This is a genomic window from Gemmatimonadaceae bacterium, assembly GCA_036496605.1.
Lineage (GTDB): Bacteria > Gemmatimonadota > Gemmatimonadetes > Gemmatimonadales > Gemmatimonadaceae > AG2.
In genome coordinates, this window is the sequence record DASXKV010000025.1 from 53,599 (window position 1) to 78,749 (window position 25,151).

Below are 25,151 nucleotides of genomic sequence, written 5' to 3' on the forward strand. Positions count from 1 at the left end.
TTCGAGGTCAGTTGAGTACGGCGAGCACGTCCGACTCGCGGAGGATGAGCAGTTGCTCACCATCGAGCGTGACCTCGGTACCGCTGTACTTGCCGTAGAGGACCTTGTCGCCGACCTTGACGTCCATCGGCACGCGCTTGTCCTTCTCGAAGCGTCCGGGCCCGACGGCGATGATCTTGCCTTGCTGCGGCTTTTCCTTCGCGGTATCAGGGATGTACAGCCCGCCGCGCATCTGCTCCGCGTCTTCCAGCGCTTTGATGACAACGCGGTCTGCTAGGGGAGCGACTTTCACGGACGTCGATTGCTTGGTGGCCATGCGCGTGCCTCGCGGAGGGAGAAGACGGCGGCAGCGTCACGCCATGTATTGACCAGTTGGTCAAGACCTAAGGATACCACATATTGACCACATGGTCAACAAGGCGTATGAATCGCGGTCGCGACGCGTATCGGCGAGAGTGTGCATTGGGCCGCCGGTACTTGTCCCGCCGTGAGCGCACTGACGCACCGGGCACGTCATCGCGTGTCCGGCGCTGTTCCGTTGTTCACGACGTATTCACTTTGGACGAGCCCGCTAGCGCAGTGACGCGTGGCAACATGTCTAAGCAGGACATCACGTGATACTTCGCCAAACAACGGGATTCCCGAGCCGATCAAGACCGGCACCCGAGTGACGATTAATCGCTGGATGAGACCCACCTCGAGAAATCGCTGAATAGTGATTCCACCGTCAACGTAGATGTGCTGTATCCCCCGCGCGCCAAGCGTGGCAACCACCTGCGCTGGGTGGCCCGTTAGGCGTTCGACCACGGCCCCGCGTGGCGGAGGCGGAAGCTCGCGCGTCCTGAGCACGAAGACAGGCTTGTCGTACGGCCACTGCGGAAATGCGGCGATCGCGTCGAAGGTATTCCATGACCACGGCATCGACGCTGGCCATGAACTCGGTGTACCCGTGCGGCTCTCCGCCGCCCGGCGGAAGAAAATCGAACTCTCCGTTCGACCGCGCGATGAATCCGTCGAGGCTCGTGCCAACGAACACCGATGCTTTCACTGTCACACGCGCTCGTCGAGCAGGGTGACCGCCGGGTCGGGCGCAACCGCTGGTGTGGATCGTTCTGGTATAGCTATGCCGTCATCGTCGACACGGTTGCCGGCATTCTCGTCGGCGCCGATGGCGTCGAGGCGCCGTGTCGTTATGCGCCAATCGACGACAAGGGGACCAACACGGAGAATCGGCGCTCGGGATCGCATGACCGAACCCTCCGGTCTATTCGTTGCGCAGCGATTTGAGCGCGGCGAGGTTCTTCCGACGGAGCTCCCAGGACTCGCGTTGATCGAGCGACAACGCGCGTCGTGCCACGAGCTCCCGATAGTAGGAGAGCACCCGAGAGCGCACGCTCTCGAGCGTGTCGCCGCCTAGCGGTTGAAAAGGCGCGAAGCGGTGCGATTCGCCGGATACGGTGAACCACCACCACGCCTGCGCCAGACGCGATCGTCCTTGCTCGATCTGGCACGCGAAGATGCGGTCGTCGGCTTCGAATGTGAAGGGTTGGAGGACGGGCTGGCGTTCTGGTGTCTCGCGCATGTTATGACACTCGGCGCGGTCGACCTGCTGCGCGACGCGGAGTCGGCGGCGCTTCCATGAGATGATCGACGACAGAGAGAAAGCGGTCTTCGCCTGAACGGGTGATCACGTAACCGTCAGCGCCAATGCGTCGTGCCCAGTCGCGGTCTTGCTTCTTTCCGTGCGCGGTGTATGCGAGGAGCTTGGTGCGTCGGAGCGCCGGAGACGTGGCAATGACCCGCGCCAGACAGCGAGACGTACCAATAGGCACGTACAGCTCCGTCACGACGAGACCGATCTCGGAGCCGTTGACGATGTCCATTGCCGCGGTGGGGTCAGGGGCTTCGACGACGGTGTATCCTTTGTCCTCGAGTCGTGTGCGGAGATGCGAGGTCGAATCAGTTTGTGACTGAACGAGCAGAATCGAATTCGAATACATGACTACCTCGGTTTTGAGAGTTCTCACGTCACGCGAGCAGGCTGCACCCGCGGCCGTCCGGGAAGGAAACAAAAAAGGGCCTGCATTGGCAGGCCCCAGAGTTGACGGACTTGTCCGCGCGACCAGCGCGTATCGCTTCGGGGAATATAGCATGCGCACGCGCACAATAGCAACGCCTCCGCTCACAAGTCAGCCTCCGTGCACAGAAATCCGTCGCCTTTTGGCGAGTCGCAGTTAAAGAAATGCTAAACGAGCGGCGCCGACGAACATGGGTTATGTTCAATAACAGCTGGTGAGCGGCTCGCGCTGCTCCCTTTGGTCTCCACGCGCGCTTTCGTCGCGTCGGATCCCCGAGCCCTTCCGGTCAGCCCGCTCGTGGATTGCAGGCACAAGAGGCTTTCATGAAATCCCCCAGCGGCGTCGCGCTGCGTAGCGTCGAGGATCTTGCCGACGCGAAACAACTGCGCTCAGTCATCTCGACCATCCTGACGAGCGCACCGATCAACGAACACGCCTTGCGCTGCGCCGTCTGGAGTTTCGTCGGCGTCGAGCGGCGCGCCGACACTCCGCCGGCGCTCGTCATCGCGCGACTGACCGCCCTCATCGACGACGCCCGCGTCCTCCCGCTCTCAGCACGCGCTTCGTTGACTCGGCGGATGATTCTTTGGTGCGTCGAGGAGTACTTCGGCCATTTGGGCGGTGACGCTCTCGCGATGGATGCATCGCGCGGCGAAGCGCGTTCGCCGGCGAGAACCTGACCGACTCACTCGATCGCGAGAGCACCGATGACGACCCGTCCATTCGATGAGTATCGTGACACGCCGCTGTGGGCCGCCGTCGAGACTACGCTCAATGAGCTCGTGGCTTCGAGCGAAATCGCAGTGAATACCGCGCCGGAGTACGTCATCGGATACCTCTGTCGCCAACTCCAGGCGAAAAAGCTGGTCATCGCCTCTAGCGTACAGCGATAATTCCAGGCCGCGCAGGCTTGGAGAGCTGTCGGGTCGCGAATCGCGCGAATGCGGGCTTCGCGCAATTCGCGTCCCAAAATTCTCGGTTCTTCAGGAGGCGACGAATCCGACACGTGCCCTGAAATCCTTTTGTGCCCCGCCGCCTAACGGATAGCGAGCGCGCACTCTTTGCAAACGGGCCGAGGTGAGCCGCACAACGATTTCATTTGCGTTCAACGAGACGACGTTGTTCGCCCGTCAGCATGCCCATAATTTCGCGCGCCGCCCGATCATCGAGCTGTGAGCGCTCAGCGTCTGTCGGAGCGCGATGCGCACCCTGTAGCATCGTGTAGAGCGACTGCTGGTACTGATGGTCGATCGCGCGCAGCTGCGCCGTCTGCCCCGGCGTCAAGGCCAGTGACCCGAGCAGCCGCGCTGCCACGCTGAAAGCGCCCGCGGGGGGCCGCGAGCCTGTGGCTTCCTGGTCAGCTGTCACAGCGTTGGTCCTCAAAGCCTGGTCGCTGCGTGAATAGTACGCGGGCGCATGTCGCGGCGCCCTCGGGGACGCTTCGCTAGGTTGCGCACAATGGCCACCATCGCGTCCCGACCATTCGCACGACTGCGCTCCCGCTGGTTGCAACAGACGACCGATCCGGCGGCCGCGCTGCTCCCTGGGCCGATTCGCGGCGAGCTCTTGGGCGCCGAGCAGCTGGCCGAGCGTGTCATTGCCGTCGCGCGCGAGCAGCGCGCTGCCTCAGTGCAGCGCCGGCGAGCGCTTCTGCTCGCGCGGCTCAACGAGAGTTGGCGCGTTTTGCAAGAGGTGCACGCGCGACTTCTCACCGCCGCTGCCAGGGAAGTCGAAGTCGGACCGGCCGGTGATTGGCTGCTCGACAACTTCCACGTCGTGCGGGAGCACATCGTGGAAGTCCGCGCGAGTCTTCCGCGTGGCTTCTACCGCGAGCTTCCGGAATTGGAGAATGGACCGCTCGCGGGCTACCCGCGCGTCTACGAGCTGGCCATCACTCTCATCTCACACACCGAAGCACGCGTCGATGAGGAAAATGTCAATCTCGTTTTGACCTCATTTCAGCGCGTGAGTCCGCTGTCGATTGGCGAGCTCTGGGCGATGCCGGCGATGCTGCGGCTCGGGCTCATCGAGAGTGTGCGCCGCATGTCGCTGCGCACCGTGCAGCGACTGGCGGAGATCGAGGAGGCGGATCAGTGGGCTGCTCGTCTCCAGACGGCCAACGACAATGGTAAGCGTGCCCTCGGCGCCGCGCTGAACGCATTCGTCATCTCGCCGCCGACGCTGACGCCGTACTTCGTGTCTCGTCTTCTCCAACGACTTCGCCAGTCGCGCGGCGATTTCCCGCCTTTGCTCTGGCTCGAGGAGTGGATCGGGGAGGATGGGCCGAGTGCCGAAGAGTCCGACGCCTGGTCGGCACACCGGCAGTCGATGACGCAGATTGCGATGGCGAACAGCATAACGAGTCTGCGCACCATCGCGCGTGTCGACTGGCGCTCGATCGTCGAGCAACAAAGCGAAATGGAAGCCGCGCTTCGTCAGGACCCGTCGGGCTTCTACGGCCGGACGACCTTCGCGACACGAGATCGCTATCGACACGTCGTCGAGCGTATCGCCAAGCGAACGAATCGCGATGAGGCCTCCGTCGCCGGCCTGGCGATCGAGCGCTCGCGTCGAGCCGAAACGTCGTCCGATGTTCGCGAAGCGCATGTCGGATACTTCCTGGTCGACGATGGCGTGGCCGAGCTCGAGCGAGCCGTCGGTTATCGACCGACGCCTGGCGAGCGCGCGCAGCGATGGGTCGTGCGACATCCGAGCGCGGTCTTCGCGGGTGGAATCGTCCTCGCGACCGTCGCTTTGCTCTCGATCGTCTGGCGACTCGCGGCGCCGGCGGCGTTCTCGGCGACCATCGTCGCGCTCGTTGTCGCGCTCATTCCGGCAACCGACGTCGCGATCAACCTCGTCAATCAGCTCATCACTGCGCTCCTGCCACCACGCGTATTGCCCAAGCTCGCCTTTAGCGAACAAGAAACTGCCGGTGCTGGCATTCCTCCGGAGTGTCGTACCGCGGTGGTGATCCCAACGTTGTTCGCGAGCGTCGAGATGGTCGAGGAAGCACTGGCCACGCTCGAGGCACACTTTCTTGCCAACCGTCAAGCCAATCTGCACTTCGCGTTGTTGAGCGACTTCCCCGACTCGCCGACGGAGACACGCACCGACGATAGCGCGATTGTCGAAGCTGCCGTCGCCGGTGTGCGGGATCTCAATACTCGTTATGCGGCGAGCGCCGGTGCAGAGGATCGCTTCTATCTCTTCCATCGACCACGGCGTTGGAATGCCCGTGAAGGCGTCTGGATGGGATGGGAGCGCAAACGCGGCAAGCTGGCGGAGTTCAATCAATTCGTGCGGGCCGGGCGCGCCGACGCATTTTCGCTCATCGTTGGGGACGTCGACGCGATTCGACAGGTTCGTTATGCAATCACGCTCGATTCGGATACGGTACTTCCACCGGGAACCGCGGCCCTGCTCGTCGGCACCCTGTCGCATCCGCTCAATCGCGCAAAGTACGATGCGGCGCATGGCCGCGTGGTCAATGGATACGGTATCGTGCAACCCCGGGTGGGGATTTCACTGCCGAGCGCGCACCGCTCGCGCTTCGCGGCCATCTTCTCGGGTCATCCGGGCGTCGATCCCTATACGACGGCTGTCTCGGACGTGTATCAGGATCTCTTCGGTGAAGGAAGCTTCACGGGGAAGGGGATCTACGAGATCGCCACCTTCGAGACCGCGACGCATGGCCGGTTTCCGGAGAACGCGCTGCTCTCCCACGATCTCATCGAAGGCAATTATACGCGCGCGGCGCTCGCCACCGACATCAACGTCTACGATGATTATCCGACCAGCTATCTCACGTTCACGCGTCGCAAGCACCGCTGGATTCGTGGCGACTGGCAGCTGCTGCGATGGCTGACACGAACAGTGCCTGGTCCCGACGGACCGGAGCGCAACCGACTCTCGTTCCTCTCGCGCTGGAAGATTCTCGACAATCTCCGTCGCAGCGTCGTCGAGATCGCGCAGCTCGTGTTCCTCGTCGCCGGATGGACGGTGCTCGCGGGCTCTCCGTTTCGCTGGACGTTACTCGTGCTCGGCGCCGTCGCCGCGCCGTGGGTCGTCTCGCTGTGCCTCGCGGTGCTGCAGCCGCCGTTCGATAAATCATGGCGCGCGTATTACCGCACCGTAGGGCTCGACGCGTTGACGAGCGCCCAGCAATACGCCCTGGCGCTCGTCTTTCTCCCGCATCAAGCGTTCGTGTCGGCGGACGCGATCGCGCGGACGCTCTGGCGGCTGACCGTGAGCAAACGACACCTGCTCGAGTGGCGGAGCTCCTCGGAGACCGAGCGTGAAGCCAGCGGCAGCACCGGCGCAACGTGGCGCACGATGTGGCCGGCAGTCGCCTTTGTCGTCGTCATCCTGCTGGTCACGTTAGGCACGCCGTCGCTCGGCGGAATGACTTTGCCCTTCGTGGTGCTCTGGGCAGTGGCGCCGGCGATCGCGGTCATACTCAGCAAGCCAGCGGTACCGCGCGTGCCACGGCTCTCGCCTGACGAGCGCGCTCTGGCGATGCGCTACGCGCGCCTTCACTGGGAGTATTTCGACACGTTCGTTACCGCCGAGACCAACTGGTTGGCGCCGGACAATTTCCAGGAGGATCCGATCCCCGAAACGGCGATGCGGGTCTCACCGACCAACATCGGCTTGCAGTTTCTCTCGACGATCAGCGCGTGCGACCTCGGTCTCATCACCGTGGAGGACATGGCCGCGCGCCTGGAACGGGGCTTCCGCACGCTCGAGCGGATGCGCCGATTTCGTGGCCACTTCTATAACTGGTACGATCTCCGCGACCTGCACGTCCTCGAACCGGCGTACGTGTCCACGGTCGACAGCGGCAATCTCTGTGGCCACCTGATTGCCGTTAGGCAGGCGTGCATGGAAAAGGCCAACGGTGGTGAGCTGGGCGCGCGGCTCGACGCGCTCGCCGAATCGGCGTATCGCTTGGCGATGGAGATGGACTTCCGGTTTCTGTTCGACCGTCGTCGCAAACTCTTCGCGATTGGCTACCAGCAGAGCACACACACGCTCGACCCGTCCTACTTCGACCTTCTGGCATCGGAGGCGCGCCTCGCGAGCTTCGTGGCGATCGCGAAGGACGACGTTCCGGTCGAGCACTGGTTCCATCTCGGCCGCACGCTGACGCGGGCGGCCGGGGAGATCGCGCTCGTGTCGTGGAGCGGCAGCATGTTCGAGTACCTGATGCCGGCACTCGTTATGCGCTCGCTTCCGTACACCGTGTTGGGCGAGACGTGCGACAGCGCGGTCAGGCGTCAGATTGCGTATGGGGTGGAACGGGGCGTCCCGTGGGGCGTGAGTGAGAGTGCGTACAACCTCCGCGATCGGCACCTCATCTATCAATACCACGCGTTCGGCGTGCCCGATCTCGCGCTCAAGCGGGGCTTGGGCCGCGATCTCGTCGTCGCGCCGTACGCCTCGGCCCTCGCACTGCTCGTCGAGCCGGCGCGGGCGATCTCCAACCTGGTCGTGGAAGAAGATCTCGGTGCGCTCGGCCAGTACGGGTTCTACGACGCGATCGACTACACGCGGCCGAACCCCGGTGAACGATTCGCCCTCGTCAGGAATTTCATGGCGCATCACGTCGGCATGTCGCTGGTCGCGCTCACGAATGTGCTTGACGACGACGTGTGGCAGAAGCGCTTCCATCGGGATCCGCTGGTTCGGGCCGTGGAGCTGTTGCTCTTCGAGCGCGTGCCGAGGAGAGTCGTTCTCCAGGCGCCGCAGCAGACACGCGTCGACGAGGCGCTCCCGGATCCGGACCTCGAGCGCCCGATCGTGCGCGAGGTCGACGAACTGGACTCGCCACAGCCGCACGTCGCGCTGCTTGGCCGTTTGCCGTACACGATCATGGTGAGCCATTGCGGCGGCGGTTACAGCCGGTATGAGGACCTCGCCATCACGCGCTGGCGAGCCGATGGCACGCGCGACAACACGGGCCAGTTCTGCTACGTGAAAGACGTTAGGCGCCAGCGCACGTGGTCGGCGGCGCACCAGCCCGTGTGCGCGCCGGCGGAATTCTACCAGGCGCTCCTCGCCACGGATCGCGTCACCTTCACGCGTCGTGACGACGGCATCGAGACGCGGACCGAGATCGCGATCGTGCCGCAGGACTCGGCGGAAGTGCGGCGCGTGACCCTGACGAACGTGGGGACCGAGACGCGCGAGATCGAGCTGACGAGCTATAGCGAGGTCGTGCTCGCGCCGCCCAACGCCGATCGCGCCCATCCGGCATTCTCGAATCTGTTCGTCGAAACGGAGTGGCACGAGTGGTGTTCGGCCATCACCGCCACGCGACGACCACGCTCGGCGCAAGAGCGGCGATTGTGGTGCGCGCACGTCGTGGCGACGGACTCGCCGGCGAACGTACCGGTGACGTGTGAGACGGACCGCGCCCGCTTTGTTGGGCGTGGACGAACGACCCGCGATCCCTGTGCGCTCGACCGAGATGGGCCACTCTCGGGCACAACCGGCCCCGTCCTCGATCCCGTCTTCGCGCTGCGAACGAGAGTGGTCATCGAGCCTGGGGAATCGACGTCGGTCTCCTTCACGACGCTGGTCGCGACGACACGTGAGCAAGTATTCACACTCGCGGACCGCTACCACCATCCCCACGCGGCACAGCGTGCGCTCGACCTCGCGTGGACGGCGACGCAAGTCGAGCTTCGAGAGCTCAACATCACACCGACCGATGCCGCCGTGTTCCAGGATCTCGCGGGCGCGTTGTTCTACGCGAATCCGGCGGTGCGCGCGTCCAAGGAAGAGCTGCGCGCGAACCACGGCTCGCAGCCTTTGCTCTGGGCACAGGGCGTGTCGGGCGACTGGCCGATCCTTCTCGCCGCCATCGATTCGAAAGACGGGCTGCCCACTTTGCGCGAGCTCTTCGCCGCGCACCGCTTCTGGCGCCGCCGCGGGATGACGGTGGACCTTGTCGTGCTGAACGAGCACGGCCAGGGCTATGCACAAGAGCTGAACGACTCGATTACCGCGGCAATGTTCACTGCCACGGAATCGGCGCTCGTCGATCGGCCGGGCGGTGTGTTCGTCCGGCGGAGGGACACCATGAGTGGTGCCGACTTTCAGATGCTGCGCACCACGGCGCGCATCTGTATCCAGTGTGACGGTCGTTCCATCTCGCGAATTCTCGACGCGGCACATGGCAAAGAGGAGGAGGAGGAGTCCCAGCTGCTCGAGCCCGCCGAGAGTCTGCCTCGACCATCGGGCCGACATACGCCGGCGGCACTGAGCCGCGTGCGGCCGCGAAGCCCTGGCCTTGGCGTGCTACGCATCGAACCCTCGGGCGAGTCGTTAGGCGATCTGGGGGTGGACTCGCGCGAACGCTCGTTGGGCATTGGAGCCGCGGACCGCAACGGTGCGGTCGGCACACGCGCTCGGGTCAATCGACACGTCGATCGCGTGGCAGCATCCATGTACGAGAACGCCGCGCTTCGCTTCGACAACGGCCTCGGCGCCGTTACGCCAGAAGGCGACTATCTCGTTCGTGTGCAGGGGGACGCGCTACCGCCCGCGCCGTGGGTGAACTGCATCGCGAACGCGCACGGCGGTTTCCTCGTGAGCGAGCGTGGCGCGAGCTGCACGTGGGCAGAGAACAGCCAGTTCTATCGCCTAACGCCGTGGCACAACGATCCGGTGAGCGATCCAGCGAGTGATGTCATCTATCTCTACGATCAGGACACCGACGACAGCTGGAGCGCGACGCCGGCACCGGTGCGCCGAGACGCGCCGTACGAGGTGCGGCACGGCGTAGGCAAAACGTCATTTGTCCACGACGCCTTCGGTATTGCCACTCATCTCACGCTGGGCATCGCCGAGGACGCGGCAATCAAGCTGTCGCTGCTCCGCGTCACGAACCGAAGTGCGAATACCCGCCATATTGCCGTGACCGCGTTCGTGGAGTGGGTGGCCGGTACTCTTCGTGAACACACACAACATCAGGTTCAGACCTCGTTCCGACCCGACACGGGCGCGATCTACGCGCGGAACTTCTTCGATCCACAATTTGCCTCGCGCGTCGGGTTCTGCGCGATCAGCGAACCGGTCGCGAGCTATACCGCCGACCGCCGCGAATTCATCGGACGCAATGGAACGGCGGCCGCTCCGTCGGGTCTTGCGCGACGACTCAGCGGAACGACAGGAGCCGGCATCGATCCATGCGCTGCGTTGCGGTGCGTGCTCACGCTGCGGCCCGGCGACACGCGTGAGCTGGTGGTAGTGTTGGGGGCTGCCGAAGGCGAAGAGGGCGCCGACCGCGCCGTCGCCGAATACCGCGACGTACGTTGCGCCCAAGCCGCACTCCAGCGCAACGTCGAGCGCTGGGAGAACCGGCTGTCGGTCGTCAGCGTACAAACGCCAGAGCCCACTTTCGATGTGATGCTCAATCGATGGTGTCTGTATCAGGCGCTCGGCTGTCGGATGTGGGGGCGCACGGCGCTCTATCAGAGTAGCGGCGCGTTCGGCTTCCGCGACCAGCTCCAAGACTCGATGGCGTTTCTCTACGCGGAGCCGCAGGTTGCTCGCGAGCACATTCTGCGTGCGGCGTCGCGCCAGTTCGTCGAGGGAGACGTGCAGCACTGGTGGCATCCCGAGAGCGGACGCGGCGTGCGCACCCGTTTCTCCGACGATCTGGCCTGGCTGCCTTACGTCGCGGATCATTACGTGCGCCTAACGGGCGACGCCGCGATTCTCGATGAGCGCGTGCCGTTTCTCACGATGCGTGCGCTCGATCCGCACGAGCACGAGGCGTATGACCTGCCGCGCGTGAGCGATGAGCACGCGACCGTGTATGAGCACTGCGTGCGCGCGCTCCGGAAGGCGTGTACGACGGGAGTCCATGGACTGCCGCTCATGGGAATCGGCGACTGGAACGATGGGATGAATCGGGTCGGTGTCGAGGGTCGCGGGGAGAGTGTCTGGCTTGCGTGGTTCCTCATCACGACGCTGCGCGCGTTTGCCGAGCAGGCCGAGGTGCGGAGCGATCACGAGACGGCGACCCAGCTCCGCGCGCGCGCTGATGGCTACGCAGCACAGGTCGAGGCGCACGGTTGGGATGGCGCCTGGTACCGTCGAGCCTATTTCGACGACGGGTCGCCGTTAGGCTCGGCGTCGAGCGAGGAGTGCCGCATCGACGCCATCGCGCAGAGTTGGAGCGTCATCTCGAACGCGGGCTCTCCGGAACGCCAGGCACAGGCGATGGACTCCTTCGAGAAGTACCTGGTGCGCGAGGACGCGCGGCTCCTGATGCTCCTCACGCCGCCGTTCGACAGGACGCCGCGCGATCCTGGCTATATCAAGGGGTACGTTCCCGGCGTTCGCGAGAACGGCGCGCAATACACGCACGCCGCGCTCTGGTCCGTGTTGGCCACGGCGCTTCGCGGCGACGGCGACCGCGCCTTCGAGCTGTTTCAGATGCTCAACCCCCTCACGCACGCGCTCACGGCGGAGGATGTTGCCACGTACAAGGTCGAGCCGTACGTGGTCGCCGCTGACGTCTACACGGCCGCCAGTCAGCTCGGTCGCGGGGGGTGGACGTGGTACACGGGATCGGCAAGCTGGATGTATCGCGTTGGACTGGAAGCCATCGTAGGCTTGCACAAGCGCGGTGATAGGCTCGAGATTCGGCCCTGTGTTCCCGTGGCGTGGCCGAGTTTAACGATTACTTATCGCTATGGCGAGAGCACGTACGAGCTGTACGTGGAGCGGCCGGGCGCGATTCGGAACGATACGCCCGATGTCGAGATCGATGGCCGGCGAGCGGAGGACGGTCAGATCACGCTGATCGACGATGGAAAGGCGCACCGCATCCGAATGCGTCCGCGCGAGGGAGCGGCGAAGGACTCGCTCGCGCGCTCCTCGGGCTGAGCCATGTCGTCACGATCCGCTGCTGTCCCCACAGAATTCCTTGTACCACCCGGCAGAGTTCGGCTGCGCGGATCTGGCGCATCGGCAGTCGCGGTTTGTCCGTTACGGTCGCGGCAATGATGGCTGTTGCCGGTCGCCCGTCGAAATCCACGTCGTTCCGAACCGTCGCCACTACACTGTTTGTCGTCGATGCCAACGCGACGGACCCGACGCTCGCTGTTACTCGATTTTCATCCGACGGTCGACGCGTGGACCTTGACGTCCGGCGTCGCCAGGGCCGTACGGAATCCCCACGTGGCGAGAGCAGCGGTTATGACCAAGGCGATCGCCGAAGCCCAGAGGGGGACACTGACGGAGGCCACCTGCACGGGCCATCCCAACACGAGTCGCGTGAGCTGAATGATCGCGAGTAGACAGAAGAACGCTCCCGAGACTTTTTCGTAGCGGCGCATCATGTCCTCCTTAGGAATCGACAATGAAACCTGCCGTCCGTCGAACGCCCAAGCTCAGCTGGGCGATCGGCTCAATGTGCGAAAGGAATTGAGAATCCGCTAACTTCCTAAAAGGCACGCAATCGTTTCGGGCGAAGAGTTGGTCCTCCGCCAGCCCCTGGTCGAACTTTGCCGGAAGTTCCACGAAGAATCGAGCGACTTCCAGGGCAGCCTCCCCCGCCTAAGCGCAATGGACCGGGTCGGCAAGCAATCCAGATCAACCGTGGTCAGATCCATCGACGGCGCTTCAGAACGCGATGTGTGTTGCCCTTTAACGCCTAGCGTCAGCTGCAAGCAACGTTAAACGGCAGGTGATGGCAACAGTTCGTCGTCGGGCTGCGGCGTAGCCTCTGTCCAGCGGACTTCCCAGTTCGGCACGATGAAGCCTGGCTCGCGTGGAGCGCCGAGTGAGTGGAACTCCGCACGGACAACGATACAGAGAGAGCGATCGAGTGTTAGGATGGGAATCAGGAGACGCTGCAGCTCGCGGCGGCGAGGACGATCCTCTGGTAGCACACGCACTCGAACTTATCAGCCATGCCTGTTCAAGAGTGTGTCGCGATCTAGCGCCGCAGCTAAGTCGCAAACCGATCACAATTCAATAGCCTCGTCAGCTTACGAGTCGTTAGGCTGCCGGTAGAGCGGCAGGACAGGTCACTCCAGGTGTCGCCAGCAGGGTGCGCCGACTGAAGAACGCGCCCGCCGCGGCCACGAGAAGTAACGCCGTAACGACCAAGCGAACAGCCTGTACTGAGTAGGTTCTCCCGTAGTCCCGGCGCCGCGACAGCGCGGACCGACGACTGCGAGAAGATCGGCGCCTTTACCGAGCCATATCCAAAAGAGAAGCGCCAGCGATTCAGCGACAATCACGCCAGAAGTGAGTGCGCGTGGAAGCGTATCGAACTCGAGCACACCTGCACAACAGGGTGAGGACCATCCGGCGGCCAGCGCGATAAGTCCAAGCAAGATCGGGCCGCCAATGAGCGATGCGGCGGCTCCCCGCAGAAACCGATCCACGTCATCCTGCTTCGCGCTTCCGCGACTCACTACGGTGCGAAGTCTTCGCCGCCAAATCACGATGTTCACCGACATGACGGCGGCGCAGAAGAACCAGAAGTATCGGAGTACGAGAAGCATGCGGGGTGATTGAGGTCGCTGGCTGGCGAACGATAGTTAGTTAGTTAGAAAACAGCGATAGCCAAGTACGACGCGACAGGCTCGGGCCACATTAGAGCGTGCTAACATTCCCAGCCCGGACACGCTTGCGCGCGCTGGCTGACTACTCCGCTAGTTGCACAAAGAGCGTGCCTGGGACCAAAGCTCCGTTGCCAAGCCGGTCGATTCGCCCGGCGCGGCGAAATAAGTAATGAGAGTTCTTTAATCCAGGACTCCAGCGGGCTCTTGCGTGATGTCCGCGGAAATCGTAGCCTTGACCTCCCTCTCAGTCCCGACCTGGCTCGCCGCCTTATGGCACATGCATCGGGCGGCAGACACTTTACCGCCCGATGCACCGCGCCGAAACCAAGATGATTATCGCGATTGCATTGCTCGCTCTTGCAGCGTCGATGTGCGAGGCGCAAGCGCCATCTTCCGGAACAACGAGCTTCGTTCTCGAGGGCAATCGGGTTTACGCGCTGCTCAACTTTCTCGCGGCCGACGGTACTGCGCATCCCGCCTACGCCTATGTCGACATGGGCGCGTCCGACATGGCGCTCGCGGGCGACTTTTACGACTCACTCGGGGTGAACACCGGCGCGCCCGCTCGATTCAAGGTCGGAGACTATACTGTCGAAGTGCCCTCATCGAATATTCGGCGCGGTGGACGGACTCTGGTGCGCGGCTCCCGCCCGCAACTCGTGGGTTCGCTGCCGGCGTCGGTGCTCCAGCGCCACACGCTCATCCTCGACTACGCGCGCAAGACCCTGACGCTCGCCGGTCCCGGAGTCGTTGCGCCGAGCGGGACGCCAGTGCTGTTCCGGCTCGACACAGCGACGGGTCTCATTGTCGTCGACGTCGCGATCGACGGCGAGACCTATCCCGTAACGATAGACAATGGCTCCGCCTACACCTGGTTTCGACAGGAGGCCGTCAAGCAGTGGCTGCGCCGTCATCCCGATTGGAAACGCGGTGTCGGCGCGGTCGGTACCGCGAACATGATGCTCCGAGGCGAGGAGCCCGAACGTGAGGGAATTCTCATTCGGATACCGGAGCTCTCGATTGGCTCGGTTCGGCTGACAGGAGTGGGCGTGGTCGGCGTCGCAGGCGCACGGGGCGCCGACACGACTCTTACGCTGATGGATTGGTACTCGAAGAAGAACGTCGTCCCCGTGCTGGGATGGCTCGGCGGCAACGTTCTCAAAGAATTCCAGATCACGGTCGACTACCAGCGGCGCGTGATGTATTGGCTGCGCGAGTCGGCCGCCGACACGACGGACCTGCATCAGATCGGGTTGACGCTCCGCACAGCGAGCGGCGCCGTGTACGTCGCTGGGGTTGCGACGAAGAACGGAAGGCCGACGGTCGACGGCGTATTGGCAGGCGACAAGTTGATCAGCGTCGGCGGCCACGAGCTCGTGGCGGGCACGATCGGTCAGATCTTTGAATCAATGCACGGTGTACCGGGCGAGACCCGCGAGCTGGTGCTCGAGCGCAATGGCGCGCGCTTCACAGTGAGAGCGACCATCACGGCGTTCTGAATGACAAGTGCCGCGTTAGGCGCATCTTGGATTCACCCGCCGTGTCACTGCCGTCTTTGGCAGTATGCCTAACACGCTTCAAGAGTTTGTCCACTCGTTGGGCGCCGCGGCAGAACGAATCCGATATAGTGCGGGACTTCGATTTCCCTCTCTAACGTGGCGCAGCAGCGAGGTTATAATGACTGTCAGACGAGTTCAAGCCCTACTCTGTGCTCTGCTGTTCGTGCCATTCACGCAGAGGCTGTTGGCACAGACGAACCACACGGATAGCACAGCTGCCGCCAAGCGGTTCGCGCAGAGCTTCTACGACTGGTACACTCACTTTCTCTTGCCGATTTGTGAACTTTCACTATCCACGGAGTCACGCTGATCTAATCGGCACACTCAAGGGTCTGAGGGAAGGAGCGCCGGCGAGTATCGTGTACGAGATCCATCGCCCAACCCGGGTGCTCGGCGAAGCTGCCAGTCGGCGAAGCGAAGCGGTTGACCAAGGTTGAGTGAATGCTGAACATCGCCGAGAGGGTACCTGGATGCGGTGCTTCTGCCGTTGCGACTGGTACTAGCTGCGCAGCTTCAGTCTCTCCGCAATGCGATCTGCCGCTTCGTCGAGCGCATCGAAAAACTCAGTGGCAAGACGTGCGACGCGGCTCTTGCCTTGCCATCCCGGCTGACGCCAGGCATCCCTGAAGCGCCTCGGGTTGAACGGGAATGACGAGTCGGCGTCCGCACTCACAGCCGTGGGCGGCTTTCGTGGAGGCGGCACCAAGGCGCCCTGAGACTGCGTCGGCGGCGTGTCGTCTGCAGAGAATGCGTCTGGCCCTTCTGGACGTTTGCGGTCGGCGTGCTCGTTAGGTATCGACACGTATCTCGCCTCCAGTTAGCAAAATCAGCGATCGAGCGCGCGGAGCGCTTCTCACGAATACTAGAAAATTCTGATCGTCTGATAGCGAAGGCCGCGACACGCTATCGACAGTGAGTCTTGCCGCCTCGCCGTCGAAGAGTCAGCGCCAGCAGGTGCAGGAGGCGGGCACTGGCGCGTCACCGATGTATTCGCTGACGACGGGGCGACCTGCACAGGCTTGTGAGTGCATCCGGACGCGATAGCCAGGACCACGGAGACGAGCGCTCGACGCGACATAACCTACCGCCTCGCAGATTCGATAAAAGCAATGTATCGCAAGTGGTCATCACGAGCACGCGTGATTCATACCGCTCGAACGTGTAGCCGCGCCACTTGTTATTGAAAGGTCTTCGACGAGCTGCCGTATGAGATTCTCACTGCGTTGCATCGCTCTCATATCCGCCGCCGCTTAAGTGCTCACCTTTGCCTCCAGCAGAACGGCAGCCCTCTCGACCTAACGATTCCCGTCGGCCTCGCCTTCGGCCATCCGAATTCGTACTCCCTCGCGGTGTATGCCGCCGTATGCCAGCTTGGTGTCGGCCGCGAACGGTACACCACGACGATAGCAAAAACGTCGATGATCACGTTAGGCATTCTACTCGACGACCGATTGCTCCGGCGGCGAGGGATTGGCCATCGCACACCAGGCTCGGAGTTGATCCGGCCTCGCCTCGGCCCAGCCGCCCGGCAGCTCGGGCATTGGCACGAGGCGGCGGCGTTCGCCATCTGCCGCCTCGAACGCCAGCCAACCCTTCCTCACCATCGGCCGGAGCTGCGCTCGACGATCTCGGAACCGTCGTCGGTCGCGCCTCCCTGAGGGGGGGCCCGCGTTCTTTTGGCGACGCTCGGCGAGCGTGGGGTAGACGTCCCAGACTACCCAGTAACGTCCGGCATCGTCGGTGAAATCGCGGCAAGCCATCGTCGGCTATTCGGCGTGGGAGAATAGTCGACTATATAACGCTCCGAGTGTCAGTAAGGCCAGCTATTATTACCCGCCGAACGTTGCCCGAGTCCGAACATTCACGGCCGGCCTTCGAGTGGACGCTCCGTCTCGGCGTTGTATCGGCCGATAGTGTCGTCCAATGACTGGAGCAAGAAGGCGAGTTCGAAGATTGCCATTACGGCGTGATCGGCAGCGCGACGAGCATTTTGGACGGCGACCTGTGCCGCCGTTGCCAGCGGGCCATTTACCATCTTCTCAACCTCGACACGGCTGACCGGCTCGGGGTCGCGGTGCTCTATCGACATGTTTGATCCAGGAGCAGGCTCGGGAAAGGCGCGCAAGGTCGGTCACCGCTAGCGCCACCTGTCGTTCCTGTCGGTCACGACGATTGTATATGCGCGCAGCAACCTTCTGCTTGCGCACGGCAGGTGGCATGCCGCCGCGCGGCGCGTGGCCAGAGTGCCGCACCCGAGCTCGGTAGGTCTCGGATGAGGGGCGACTCCCGACGCCTTACCCATTCATCGAGGCCATTGCTGAACGCATCCGCGCCGTCATTTCGCGGCAGCGCAGCCGTGCTGTCGAAGCAGAAGCCATCACCCTCGGCCTCGACCCGGCTGATTTCCGAGCACTCGCCGAGGGCCGACGTGGCATTGATGCGGCGTTCGTGGTTGACGCTGTTGCAGCGCTTGTTCGCGAGCACGCGATCGACCCGCACTGGCTGTTGACGGGTCGGTACGACGGCGCCATGCATCGGAGAGCGTTAGAGTTGGCTGAAGATGGAGGACAGCCCGACGTTCGCGGGTTGAAAAAGTTCATATCGGGGCACTATCGCCAGCTGCGTGCGGACTGGGTTTTGCTACGCTTCCTGCCCTTCCGACCATCGAGCGACTGACTACTGCTCGAACCAGATGACGGCCGTGCGGGTTTGTTGTTCACGAGCGCCAATGGCGAGATGAAGTTCCTGGTTGGATGGTCATCCCCGCTCAATCGTTAGGCACCTATGGCTTCCCGCGTGTTCACGGACGAAGGCGGACGACGGTGGACGGTCTGGGAGGTCCATCCGACGCTCGCCGAGCGTCGCGAGCGGAATACGGGTCCGCAGATAGGAACACGGGAGCGGCGGCGCGTGACCGGGCCGCGCGTATACGTCCCCTCGAAGATGGCGGACGGCTGGCTGGCCTTTGAGTCGAGTGACGGCGAGCGCCGTCGCCTTGCGCCCATTCCTGAGATCCCCAGTGGCTGGGACGCGGCGTCGGTTGACGAATTGTCTGCGTGGTGCGCGATAGCTAACCCGGCACCATCGCCTCGAAGACTCCTCGAGTAAACGACTGTTCGCTTGTCCACGCTGGGCGCTCCAGCGAGGTTTTGGATCGATGACCGAGCCATCGAAGCCTGCCGCCGAGTTACTCCGCGCAGCCCAACGAACCGCGCGACGGCTCATTGTCGACGGCGTCCCGTGGCTCGTGTATGAACTGCCGCCTCTGACGCTCGACCGCCGCAACACGCCGTCGCTCGTGTTCGAATCCGACACCTCGATCCGACGGGTTCGCGATTTTCCGCCCGATTGGCGGACGCTGAACGATGAGGATTTGTCGGCGTTGAGCTGGACAACCTGAGCTTGCCGATCGGAAGATCAGGAGTCACAGCCTGCACGTTTTCTGGACTGCGCCAATCAGGAGGATGGCCCTGTTGGGCAGTCTGCGGCGCCGCTCAGCGTGACCGCCTCAATTCGTGAAGCTCCTCGCCGGCGCCTAACGCGTCACTCGCGGGCAGCCGAGAGTGCAGAGGCTACGACCCGAAATCCGTTCGGTTGCAGCGGCTCGGAAATGGGCCTTTCTGTGATCCGCGTCACACAGAGGTGCCCGGTCGTGTGCATCGATCTTGCACCATTGTGCGTGTCGGCCCACCAGTTGCCTGAGGCCTCGCAGTGCTGTTCCCCTTCCTGAACGACCCCTACGCCGAAGCCATCGCGAAGCGCTGCCGCAGCGTAGTAGCACGCCAGCCAGGGAGTTGTCTCGACGCGGTCGCCGCCTCACTGAGCGTGCCGCGTGAGGCGCTCGGACAATTCATGAACGCGGAAGCGCGACGTATCGATACCGTCTTTCTCATCGATCTCATGGCGGCATTCGTCTACGAGTGCGGCATCGATCCCACGTGGCTCCTCACGGGCGACTACGACGGCGAGATGCACCGAAAGGCTCTCCTGCTCGGCGAAGACCGCGGCGCCCTCGGCGCGCGGGCCGTTCGCGATCTCGTCCAGCACGAATATCGAGAGTTACGTCCGGCGAAGCACTTCTTCTCACTCCCTGATCTGTGGGAGACTTCCCTCGGTAAGTAAGCAATGAGCGTTGTCAATATCTCCGCGAACGGCGCGCGCTGGCGTGCACTGGCCATTACGCGGGAAGACCTGCTGGTCGCTCGTTAGGCCATGGCGTCGCGTGAGTTCGTTGACGGACGTGGACGGTCCTGGATTGTGTGGGATGTCCATCCGACGTTTGCAGAACGCCGTTATCGCCAGGAGGGACCGCCAGCGGGCGTCCGCGAGCGGCGACGCGTTGTCGACACGCGTCCGAAGCTCGCATCGAGCCTCAAGCAAGGTTGGCTCGCATTCGAAGCGAGCGATGGGGAGCGACGGCGACTCGCGCCGATCCCCGAGACGCCGCGAGGCTGGGCGGCCGCAACCGATGATCAACTGCGCACCTGGTGTGCACTGGCCAGTCCGGCGCCACCAGCTCGGCGACTCATCGAATAAGTGGATGGCGAAACCATCCCTCACGCTCCTGCAGCGCACCGTGATCCAGCGGCTACACGAGGCTGGCTTGGATGGCATCGCGGAATTCGCGAAGGACAACTGGTCCTTAGGCCAGCGGATTCCCGGTCACAGTAGACCTGAGTCGATGGATCCTCGAAACACGCAGTATCACGTACTCCTCGATGATTTCGAGCGCGCGAACGAGCAGGCCGACTCTACGGCCGTGGAAGATTAGAGCGCTCTCATTCCTGGTGCCGGCTCTCGCCGTGCCAAGCATGACGTGTTCAGCGCCCCAGCCCACCGCGTATAAGTCGCGGTCGGAAGCGGTCACCGTCCCCAACTGAGCTCATACAGCGCGGCGCTTGATAATTCGCGCCAATGTGGCGGATAGTCGCGCACGCGGCGTGCAACGCTCTCGGTCTCGAAGACGAGGGACTGACCGCACGGCCATGGTCCCGCGTGCTCGTACACACACCACGCCACTTTGTCGACGACAAAGCGGCGCTCGTCCATGTGCGGTGTGATTCCCATGTTACCGCTCGTCAATCAAATGGAAGAGGCGGCGCTCCCATTCGGTGAGCGCGGCGCGGCGCTCTCGCAGCGAGAGTGCCTGCATTTCGCGAAAGGTTTGCATCTGAGCGTGGGCCAACTCACAGAGCGAGCGAGCGCGTGTGATCGCCGCTCTGGAGTCCGCAACAATGTCTGCGCGTTGCTCTGCGCGGTCGCGGGCAACTGTTTGCTCAGCGTCGTCCAGAATACTCCACGTTTCCAATCTTTGAAACATCGCTGCTTGCGCAGCGAACGGATAGCCTCACGTGAAGAAAGCCTGTAAGCCGTTATGTGTGAGTGCCCTGACTATGAGCGCCGAGAAACCGAAGCCGTCCGTAGCCGTCCCTCCCTGTGTTGCTAGTCAATTCCTCGCGGCGTGAAATTGAACGCCATCTCGGCCTGTTGCTCATCGAGCTTCTGCCGAAGCTCGACTTGGTGCTTGACGGCCACGCGATGAGCGTGCATCTGAAACAGGCTGGAGAAAACGAGTGAGCCGAGAATGATGAGGACTGTCGCAATCCAGAGTGTGAGGGCCACTGTCATGGCTGGCGTCTCCCGGGAGGCGAGTCGGTGCGAACTCGAAGGTAGTATCGAGAGACGAAGAGCTGGACGCGCAATTCAATAGCCACCTTTGTCGGGCTGGTATCAGTTTCCCTTGTGCGACGGGAGAATGCCTTGAGACGATCCACTGCACGCAGCGGAGCAAGAATAGCGGCTCTCGGTGCCTACGTCCCAGAGCGTATCGTGACAAATCACGATCTCGAGCAAGTCTTCGATACCAGCGATGAGTGGATCGTCACTCGATCGGGCATACGCGAGCGACGCGTATCAGCCGACGACGAATTTACCAGCGACCTCTGTGTTCGCGCTGTACGTGATCTGCATTCGCGATCTCCCGACGGCCTAACGGGCGTTGAATTGATTATTGCCTGTACAACCACACCCGATTACGCCTTTCCCAGCGTTGCCTGCTTGGTCCAGGCTGAGCTGGGCCTTCGTAACACCGGAGCGATTGACCTCAATGCCACGTGTGCCGGCTTCGCCTACGGATTGCATATCGCCAACGGGCTGGTGACAGCGGGCATTCACAAGAGAGTCCTCATTGTCGCTGGAGAAACACTCAGTAAGGTCGTCGACAATACGGATCGCGCGACTGCCATTCTCTTCGGTGACGGCGCCGGCGCGGCCCTCGTCGAATCGGATAAGCAAGGGCGCTTCCTCGCTAGCCACCTCGGCGCGGATGGAGAAGGCGCCGCGCATCTGTACCGCACAGGCCTTTCCTCTCGCCTGGCTCCCGTGGACAACACGGGATTGATCCGCCAAAACGGACGACAGGTGTACCGGTGGGCCGTGGAAACCGTTGCCGCCGGCGCGATGTGCCTGGTGAAGAAAGCGGGACTGAGAATAGACGAGATAGATTGGTTCGTTCCGCACAGCGCGAATCTGCGAATCACAGAGGCCGTGTGCGAACGAATTGGATTTCCGATCGAGCGAACCTTGAGCAGCCTCACCTACTATGGCAACACATCGTCAGCGACGATTCCACTCGCTCTCGTTGAGGGAGCTCGCGAAAGCACGATCAAGAACGGTGATCGCGTCCTCCTCTATGGTTTTGGCGGCGGCCTGGTCCACGCCGGCGTACTTGTGGAGTGGGCTCTTCATGAGTGACGGAGTCGTTGCACCGATCGCGTAACGGGATCTCCTTGCGACCGGTCGCTTGACGATTTAAATCCGCGGTCCTATCCTTCCACTCACCTGATGACTGGAAGCGCGATGAATCGCACGCCACCTGAAATGCTGCAGGGAACAGTCGACATTCTCGTCCTTCGAGCGCTCGCCTGGCAAGCGATGCACGGCTACGCCATCTCACGGTGGCTCGACGGCCGCAGCGACGGCGTGCTCTCGGTCGAAGGCGCTGCGCTCTACCAGGCGCTGCATCGCCTCGAGCGACGGAAATGGATCATCTCCGAATGGGGACTCTCCGAGAACAACCGGAAAGCGAAGTACTACTCGCTCACGACCGCCGGACGTAAGCAGCTTCGCACCGAGACGTCGACATGGATGGCGTACGCCGACGCCGTCCACAAAGTCCTCAGTCCAGCGTAGCGGAGAACACCCATGAGCATCGGTCGTCGCTTCTTCAAGCTGCCGTGGCGCTCGCGCACGACGATCGCTCGCGACGTCGACACCGAGCTGTCGTTCCATCTCGACATGCGGATTGCCGAGCTACGCGCTCGTGGTCTGAGCGAAGACGCCGCACGCCAGCAGGCGATGGCTGAATTTGGAGATCTCGACTTCACGCGCGTGTACTGCCGGCGACAGGACGAGCGCACCGAGCGCGACGATCGACACGCGGACCGACTCGCGGAGTGGCGGCAAGACTTGGCCTACGCAGTGCGAACGCTCCGGCGAAGCCCGGCCTTTGCCATCGTGTCGCTTCTGACGCTTGCGATCGCGATCGGCGCGAACACCGCTGTGTTCACCGTGTCGCGGGCGGTGCTGCTGCAACCGCTTCCGTACGCCGACGCAGATCGCGTCTATCGGGTCTCCTCGAGCTGGCCGGGGCATCCAACGGATGTCGTCCCCCTATCGCCGGCCGATTTCGCCGACTTTCAGCAGACTCAAACGAGCTTCAGCGGTCTGGGAGCCATCGTGCCGAGTCAATCGGTGATCTGGCGACCGAAGTCCGGCGATCCCAAATCACTCGACGCGCTCCTCGTCGGCTCGAATCTCTTCAGCGTCCTCGGCACGCCAGCACTGCTCGGCCGCGCGATCATCGCCGGTGATGAAATCCCTGGCAACGATCATAACGTCGTGCTGTCGTTCGACTGTTGGCAGCGGGACTTCGGTGGCGACGCGGGCATTGTCGGACAGTCGATCGAGCTCAGTGGTGCAACGTATCGAGTGATTGGCGTAATGCCGTACGGCTTCTTGATCGGACAACACGAGGACCTGTGGCTTCCGTACGATCAAGCCGGTACGCTCAAGGACGTCGTTCGCGCGCGCAAACAACATTACGTCCACGCCATCGGCCGACTGAAGGCCGGAGTTACGCCGGCCCGCGCGCTCGCCGACCTCCGCACGGTTGCCGCTCGGCTCGCGCAGCAGTATCCCGAGGCGGACAGCGCACGGAGCGCGAGCATGCGCCCGGTGCGCGACATCATCAGCGGCGATCTCCGTCCCGCGCTCCTGCTGTTGCAAGGTGCCGTCGCTCTCGTGCTGCTCATCGCCTGCGCGAATCTTGCGAATCTGGCACTCTCCCGCACGATGGGCCGACGTCGCGAGCTCGCGACGCGCGCCGCACTCGGCGCCGGCCGAGCGCGACTCGTGCGACAGCTCGTCACGGAATCCCTCTTGTTGTCCATCATCGGCGGCGCGATGGGCGTCGGCCTGGCGATGGCGGCAACACGATTATTGTTGTCGGTCAATCCGACGACGCTGCCGCCGATGTTCGATGCGCGCGTCGACGCTGGCGTGCTCGCGTTCAGCCTCGCCGTCTCCCTCGTCACCGGTGTGCTGTTTGGCTTGCTGCCGGCGCTCGACGGCTCGAGCGCAAATCTTTATGAGTCTCTAAAGGACAGCGGCCGCGGAAATAGCGGCGGCCGAGCGAGCGGGCGCGTGCGGAAAACCCTGGTCGTCGCACAGGTGGCGCTCGCTCTCATTCTGCTGACTGGCGCCGGACTCCTCATTCGGAGTTTCGGTGAGCTCACGCGCGTCACACTGGGCTTCGATCCACAGGGAGTCGTGACTGCAGGTCTTCGTGCGGCCGGCGATCAATACGAAGATCCTGTACGGGTCAATGCGTTCTACGATGGCGTCATCGACGATCTGTCGCACGCGCCAGGGGTGACGGCCGTCGGTGCGGTGAGTGACTTGCCGACTCGCGGCGGAAGCGGAACTGCGCTTCGCATCGAGGGCGAGCAGAATGACGAGGCGCGGTTGCCTGAGCTCACGTATCTCAGCGTCCGCGGTGATTTCTTCAAGGCGTTGCGCATTCCGATCATTGCCGGTCGCGGGTACGACGCGCGCGATCGTCCCGATATACCGGAAACGACGATCATCAACGAGACAACGGCCAAGCGCTTTTTCCCGAAGGGTGATGCCGTGGGTCGTCGGATCAGGATCGGGCCGGACCCGAACGGCACCTGGATGACCATCATCGGCGTGGCAGGCGACTTCCATTCCGAGGGACTCGATACTCCCGTCAAGCCGACGCTCTATGCGAACCATCGCCACGAAGCGTGGATGCGGTCGATGTCGCTCGTGATGCGCACGTCACGCACCGCCGCCGATGCCGGTGCATTGATCCGCCGAGCGATTCGCGCGCGCGATCCATCGCTTGCCGTCCGCGATGTGGAAACACTCAACGGCGTCGTCGGTGGCAGCCTCGCGTCGCGCCGATTCGCGCTCGGCTTGGCGACGTGCTTTGCGCTCATCGCGCTGACGCTCGCGGCCGTTGGCATCTACGGCGTTCTCGCCTACAACGTCGCCAATCGCACTCGCGAGTTCGGCGTCCGTATCGCACTCGGCGCCTCGTCGTCCCGCGTGGTCTCGCTGGTTGTGCGCCAGGGTGTGGTGGCGTCACTCGTGGGGATCGTTGCGGGTCTTGTTGGCGCACTACTCGGCGCGCGGCTCTTGAGTGGAATGTTGTTCGGCGTCACGACACTCGATGTGCGCACGTATGGGTCGGTCGTGCTGCTGGTGTTCATCGTTGCCATGATCGCGTGCATCGTGCCGGCGCTTCGCGCGACGCGCGTCGACCCGCTGACGAGTATGCGGGCGGACTGAATTCGTAGAGTCGACTGCTGTTAGCCGCTCGCGATTTCGCGGGTTGAACG

24 protein-coding genes are annotated in these 25,151 nt (G+C 63.1%); 12 read left to right on the plus strand and 12 right to left on the minus strand.

Annotated elements, in window-relative coordinates:
• Positions 1–7: 7 nt before the first annotated feature.
• From VGH98_08505 to VGH98_08525, 5 genes are all read right to left on the minus strand, one after another.
• Positions 8–292: a co-chaperone GroES gene (locus VGH98_08505; protein HEY2375999.1), complete on the minus strand. Its 285-nt coding sequence runs from the start codon at positions 290–292 to the stop codon at positions 8–10.
• A 221-nt stretch (positions 293–513) separates the two neighbouring features.
• On the minus strand, positions 514–921 hold the full coding sequence (locus tag VGH98_08510) for a dihydrofolate reductase family protein (GenBank protein ID HEY2376000.1): 408 nt from the start codon (positions 919–921) through the stop codon (positions 514–516).
• 129 nt (positions 922–1,050) lie between these two features.
• Positions 1,051–1,248: a hypothetical protein gene (locus VGH98_08515; GenBank protein HEY2376001.1), complete on the minus strand. Its 198-nt coding sequence runs from the start codon at positions 1,246–1,248 to the stop codon at positions 1,051–1,053.
• A 16-nt stretch (positions 1,249–1,264) separates the two neighbouring features.
• Positions 1,265–1,582, minus strand: coding sequence for a hypothetical protein (locus VGH98_08520; protein HEY2376002.1), 318 nt, complete (start codon positions 1,580–1,582; stop codon positions 1,265–1,267).
• A gap of 1 nt (position 1,583) precedes the next feature.
• Complete coding sequence (locus VGH98_08525) at positions 1,584–2,000, minus strand: response regulator (protein ID HEY2376003.1); 417 nt, start codon at positions 1,998–2,000, stop codon at positions 1,584–1,586.
• 401 nt (positions 2,001–2,401) lie between these two features.
• On the opposite strand from VGH98_08525, the gene VGH98_08530 reads away from it, so the two are divergent.
• Both VGH98_08530 and VGH98_08535 read left to right on the plus strand, forming a co-directional pair.
• Positions 2,402–2,758 (plus strand): hypothetical protein, encoded by a 357-nt coding sequence (locus tag VGH98_08530; protein HEY2376004.1) that lies wholly within the window; start codon positions 2,402–2,404, stop codon positions 2,756–2,758.
• Between the two features lie 27 nt (positions 2,759–2,785).
• Positions 2,786–2,971, plus strand: coding sequence for a hypothetical protein (locus VGH98_08535; protein HEY2376005.1), 186 nt, complete (start codon positions 2,786–2,788; stop codon positions 2,969–2,971).
• Positions 2,972–3,173: 202 nt separating this feature from the next.
• Here VGH98_08535 and VGH98_08540 read toward each other — a convergent pair whose 3' ends face one another.
• Complete coding sequence (locus VGH98_08540; protein HEY2376006.1) at positions 3,174–3,446, minus strand: hypothetical protein; 273 nt, start codon at positions 3,444–3,446, stop codon at positions 3,174–3,176.
• A 90-nt stretch (positions 3,447–3,536) separates the two neighbouring features.
• Between VGH98_08540 and VGH98_08545 the strand changes: the two genes are divergently transcribed.
• Positions 3,537–11,981 carry a glucoamylase family protein gene (locus tag VGH98_08545; GenBank protein ID HEY2376007.1) on the plus strand — a complete coding sequence of 2,815 codons (8,445 nt, stop codon included), beginning with the start codon at positions 3,537–3,539 and terminating at the stop codon, positions 11,979–11,981.
• A gap of 230 nt (positions 11,982–12,211) precedes the next feature.
• Here VGH98_08545 and VGH98_08550 read toward each other — a convergent pair whose 3' ends face one another.
• Positions 12,212–12,433 carry a hypothetical protein gene (locus tag VGH98_08550; GenBank protein HEY2376008.1) on the minus strand — a complete coding sequence of 74 codons (222 nt, stop codon included), beginning with the start codon at positions 12,431–12,433 and terminating at the stop codon, positions 12,212–12,214.
• 1,544 nt (positions 12,434–13,977) lie between these two features.
• On the opposite strand from VGH98_08550, the gene VGH98_08555 reads away from it, so the two are divergent.
• Positions 13,978–15,168 (plus strand): hypothetical protein, encoded by a 1,191-nt coding sequence (locus VGH98_08555; protein HEY2376009.1) that lies wholly within the window; start codon positions 13,978–13,980, stop codon positions 15,166–15,168.
• A gap of 559 nt (positions 15,169–15,727) precedes the next feature.
• Here VGH98_08555 and VGH98_08560 read toward each other — a convergent pair.
• A complete protein-coding gene (locus VGH98_08560; protein ID HEY2376010.1) occupies positions 15,728–16,030 on the minus strand; it encodes a hypothetical protein in 303 nt (100 codons plus the stop codon).
• 421 nt (positions 16,031–16,451) lie between these two features.
• On the opposite strand from VGH98_08560, the gene VGH98_08565 reads away from it, so the two are divergent.
• Positions 16,452–16,886 (plus strand): hypothetical protein, encoded by a 435-nt coding sequence (locus VGH98_08565; protein HEY2376011.1) that lies wholly within the window; start codon positions 16,452–16,454, stop codon positions 16,884–16,886.
• 203 nt (positions 16,887–17,089) lie between these two features.
• Here VGH98_08565 and VGH98_08570 read toward each other — a convergent pair whose 3' ends face one another.
• Entirely contained in the window at positions 17,090–17,317 is a 228-nt protein-coding gene (locus VGH98_08570; protein HEY2376012.1) for a hypothetical protein, read from the minus strand.
• A gap of 74 nt (positions 17,318–17,391) precedes the next feature.
• The gene (locus VGH98_08575) at positions 17,392–17,763 is read right to left on the minus strand and encodes a hypothetical protein (protein ID HEY2376013.1); all 372 of its coding nucleotides are present in this window, start codon (positions 17,761–17,763) and stop codon (positions 17,392–17,394) included.
• Positions 17,764–18,385: 622 nt separating this feature from the next.
• On the opposite strand from VGH98_08575, the gene VGH98_08580 reads away from it, so the two are divergent.
• The 4 genes from VGH98_08580 to VGH98_08595 all read left to right on the plus strand — a co-directional run bounded on the left by VGH98_08580 (position 18,386) and on the right by VGH98_08595 (position 19,999).
• A complete protein-coding gene (locus VGH98_08580) occupies positions 18,386–18,628 on the plus strand; it encodes a hypothetical protein (GenBank protein ID HEY2376014.1) in 243 nt (80 codons plus the stop codon).
• Between the two features lie 311 nt (positions 18,629–18,939).
• Positions 18,940–19,350 carry a hypothetical protein gene (locus VGH98_08585; GenBank protein ID HEY2376015.1) on the plus strand — a complete coding sequence of 137 codons (411 nt, stop codon included), beginning with the start codon at positions 18,940–18,942 and terminating at the stop codon, positions 19,348–19,350.
• 90 nt (positions 19,351–19,440) lie between these two features.
• The gene (locus tag VGH98_08590) at positions 19,441–19,764 is read left to right on the plus strand and encodes a hypothetical protein (protein HEY2376016.1); all 324 of its coding nucleotides are present in this window, start codon (positions 19,441–19,443) and stop codon (positions 19,762–19,764) included.
• 4 nt (positions 19,765–19,768) lie between these two features.
• Positions 19,769–19,999, plus strand: coding sequence for a hypothetical protein (locus VGH98_08595; GenBank protein ID HEY2376017.1), 231 nt, complete (start codon positions 19,769–19,771; stop codon positions 19,997–19,999).
• 92 nt (positions 20,000–20,091) lie between these two features.
• Here the strand turns inward: VGH98_08595 and VGH98_08600 are convergent, their stop codons facing one another.
• Both VGH98_08600 and VGH98_08605 read right to left on the minus strand, forming a co-directional pair.
• Positions 20,092–20,295, minus strand: coding sequence for a hypothetical protein (locus VGH98_08600; protein HEY2376018.1), 204 nt, complete (start codon positions 20,293–20,295; stop codon positions 20,092–20,094).
• A gap of 375 nt (positions 20,296–20,670) precedes the next feature.
• Positions 20,671–20,856, minus strand: a complete 186-nt coding sequence (locus VGH98_08605) for a hypothetical protein (GenBank protein HEY2376019.1) — start codon at positions 20,854–20,856, stop codon at positions 20,671–20,673.
• Positions 20,857–20,970: 114 nt separating this feature from the next.
• On the opposite strand from VGH98_08605, the gene VGH98_08610 reads away from it, so the two are divergent.
• The 3 genes from VGH98_08610 to VGH98_08620 all read left to right on the plus strand — a co-directional run bounded on the left by VGH98_08610 (position 20,971) and on the right by VGH98_08620 (position 25,101).
• On the plus strand, positions 20,971–21,981 hold the full coding sequence (locus VGH98_08610) for a ketoacyl-ACP synthase III (GenBank protein ID HEY2376020.1): 1,011 nt from the start codon (positions 20,971–20,973) through the stop codon (positions 21,979–21,981).
• Between the two features lie 90 nt (positions 21,982–22,071).
• On the plus strand, positions 22,072–22,419 hold the full coding sequence (locus tag VGH98_08615; protein ID HEY2376021.1) for a PadR family transcriptional regulator: 348 nt from the start codon (positions 22,072–22,074) through the stop codon (positions 22,417–22,419).
• Between the two features lie 12 nt (positions 22,420–22,431).
• On the plus strand, positions 22,432–25,101 hold the full coding sequence (locus tag VGH98_08620) for an ABC transporter permease (protein ID HEY2376022.1): 2,670 nt from the start codon (positions 22,432–22,434) through the stop codon (positions 25,099–25,101).
• Positions 25,102–25,151 lie beyond the last annotated feature (50 nt).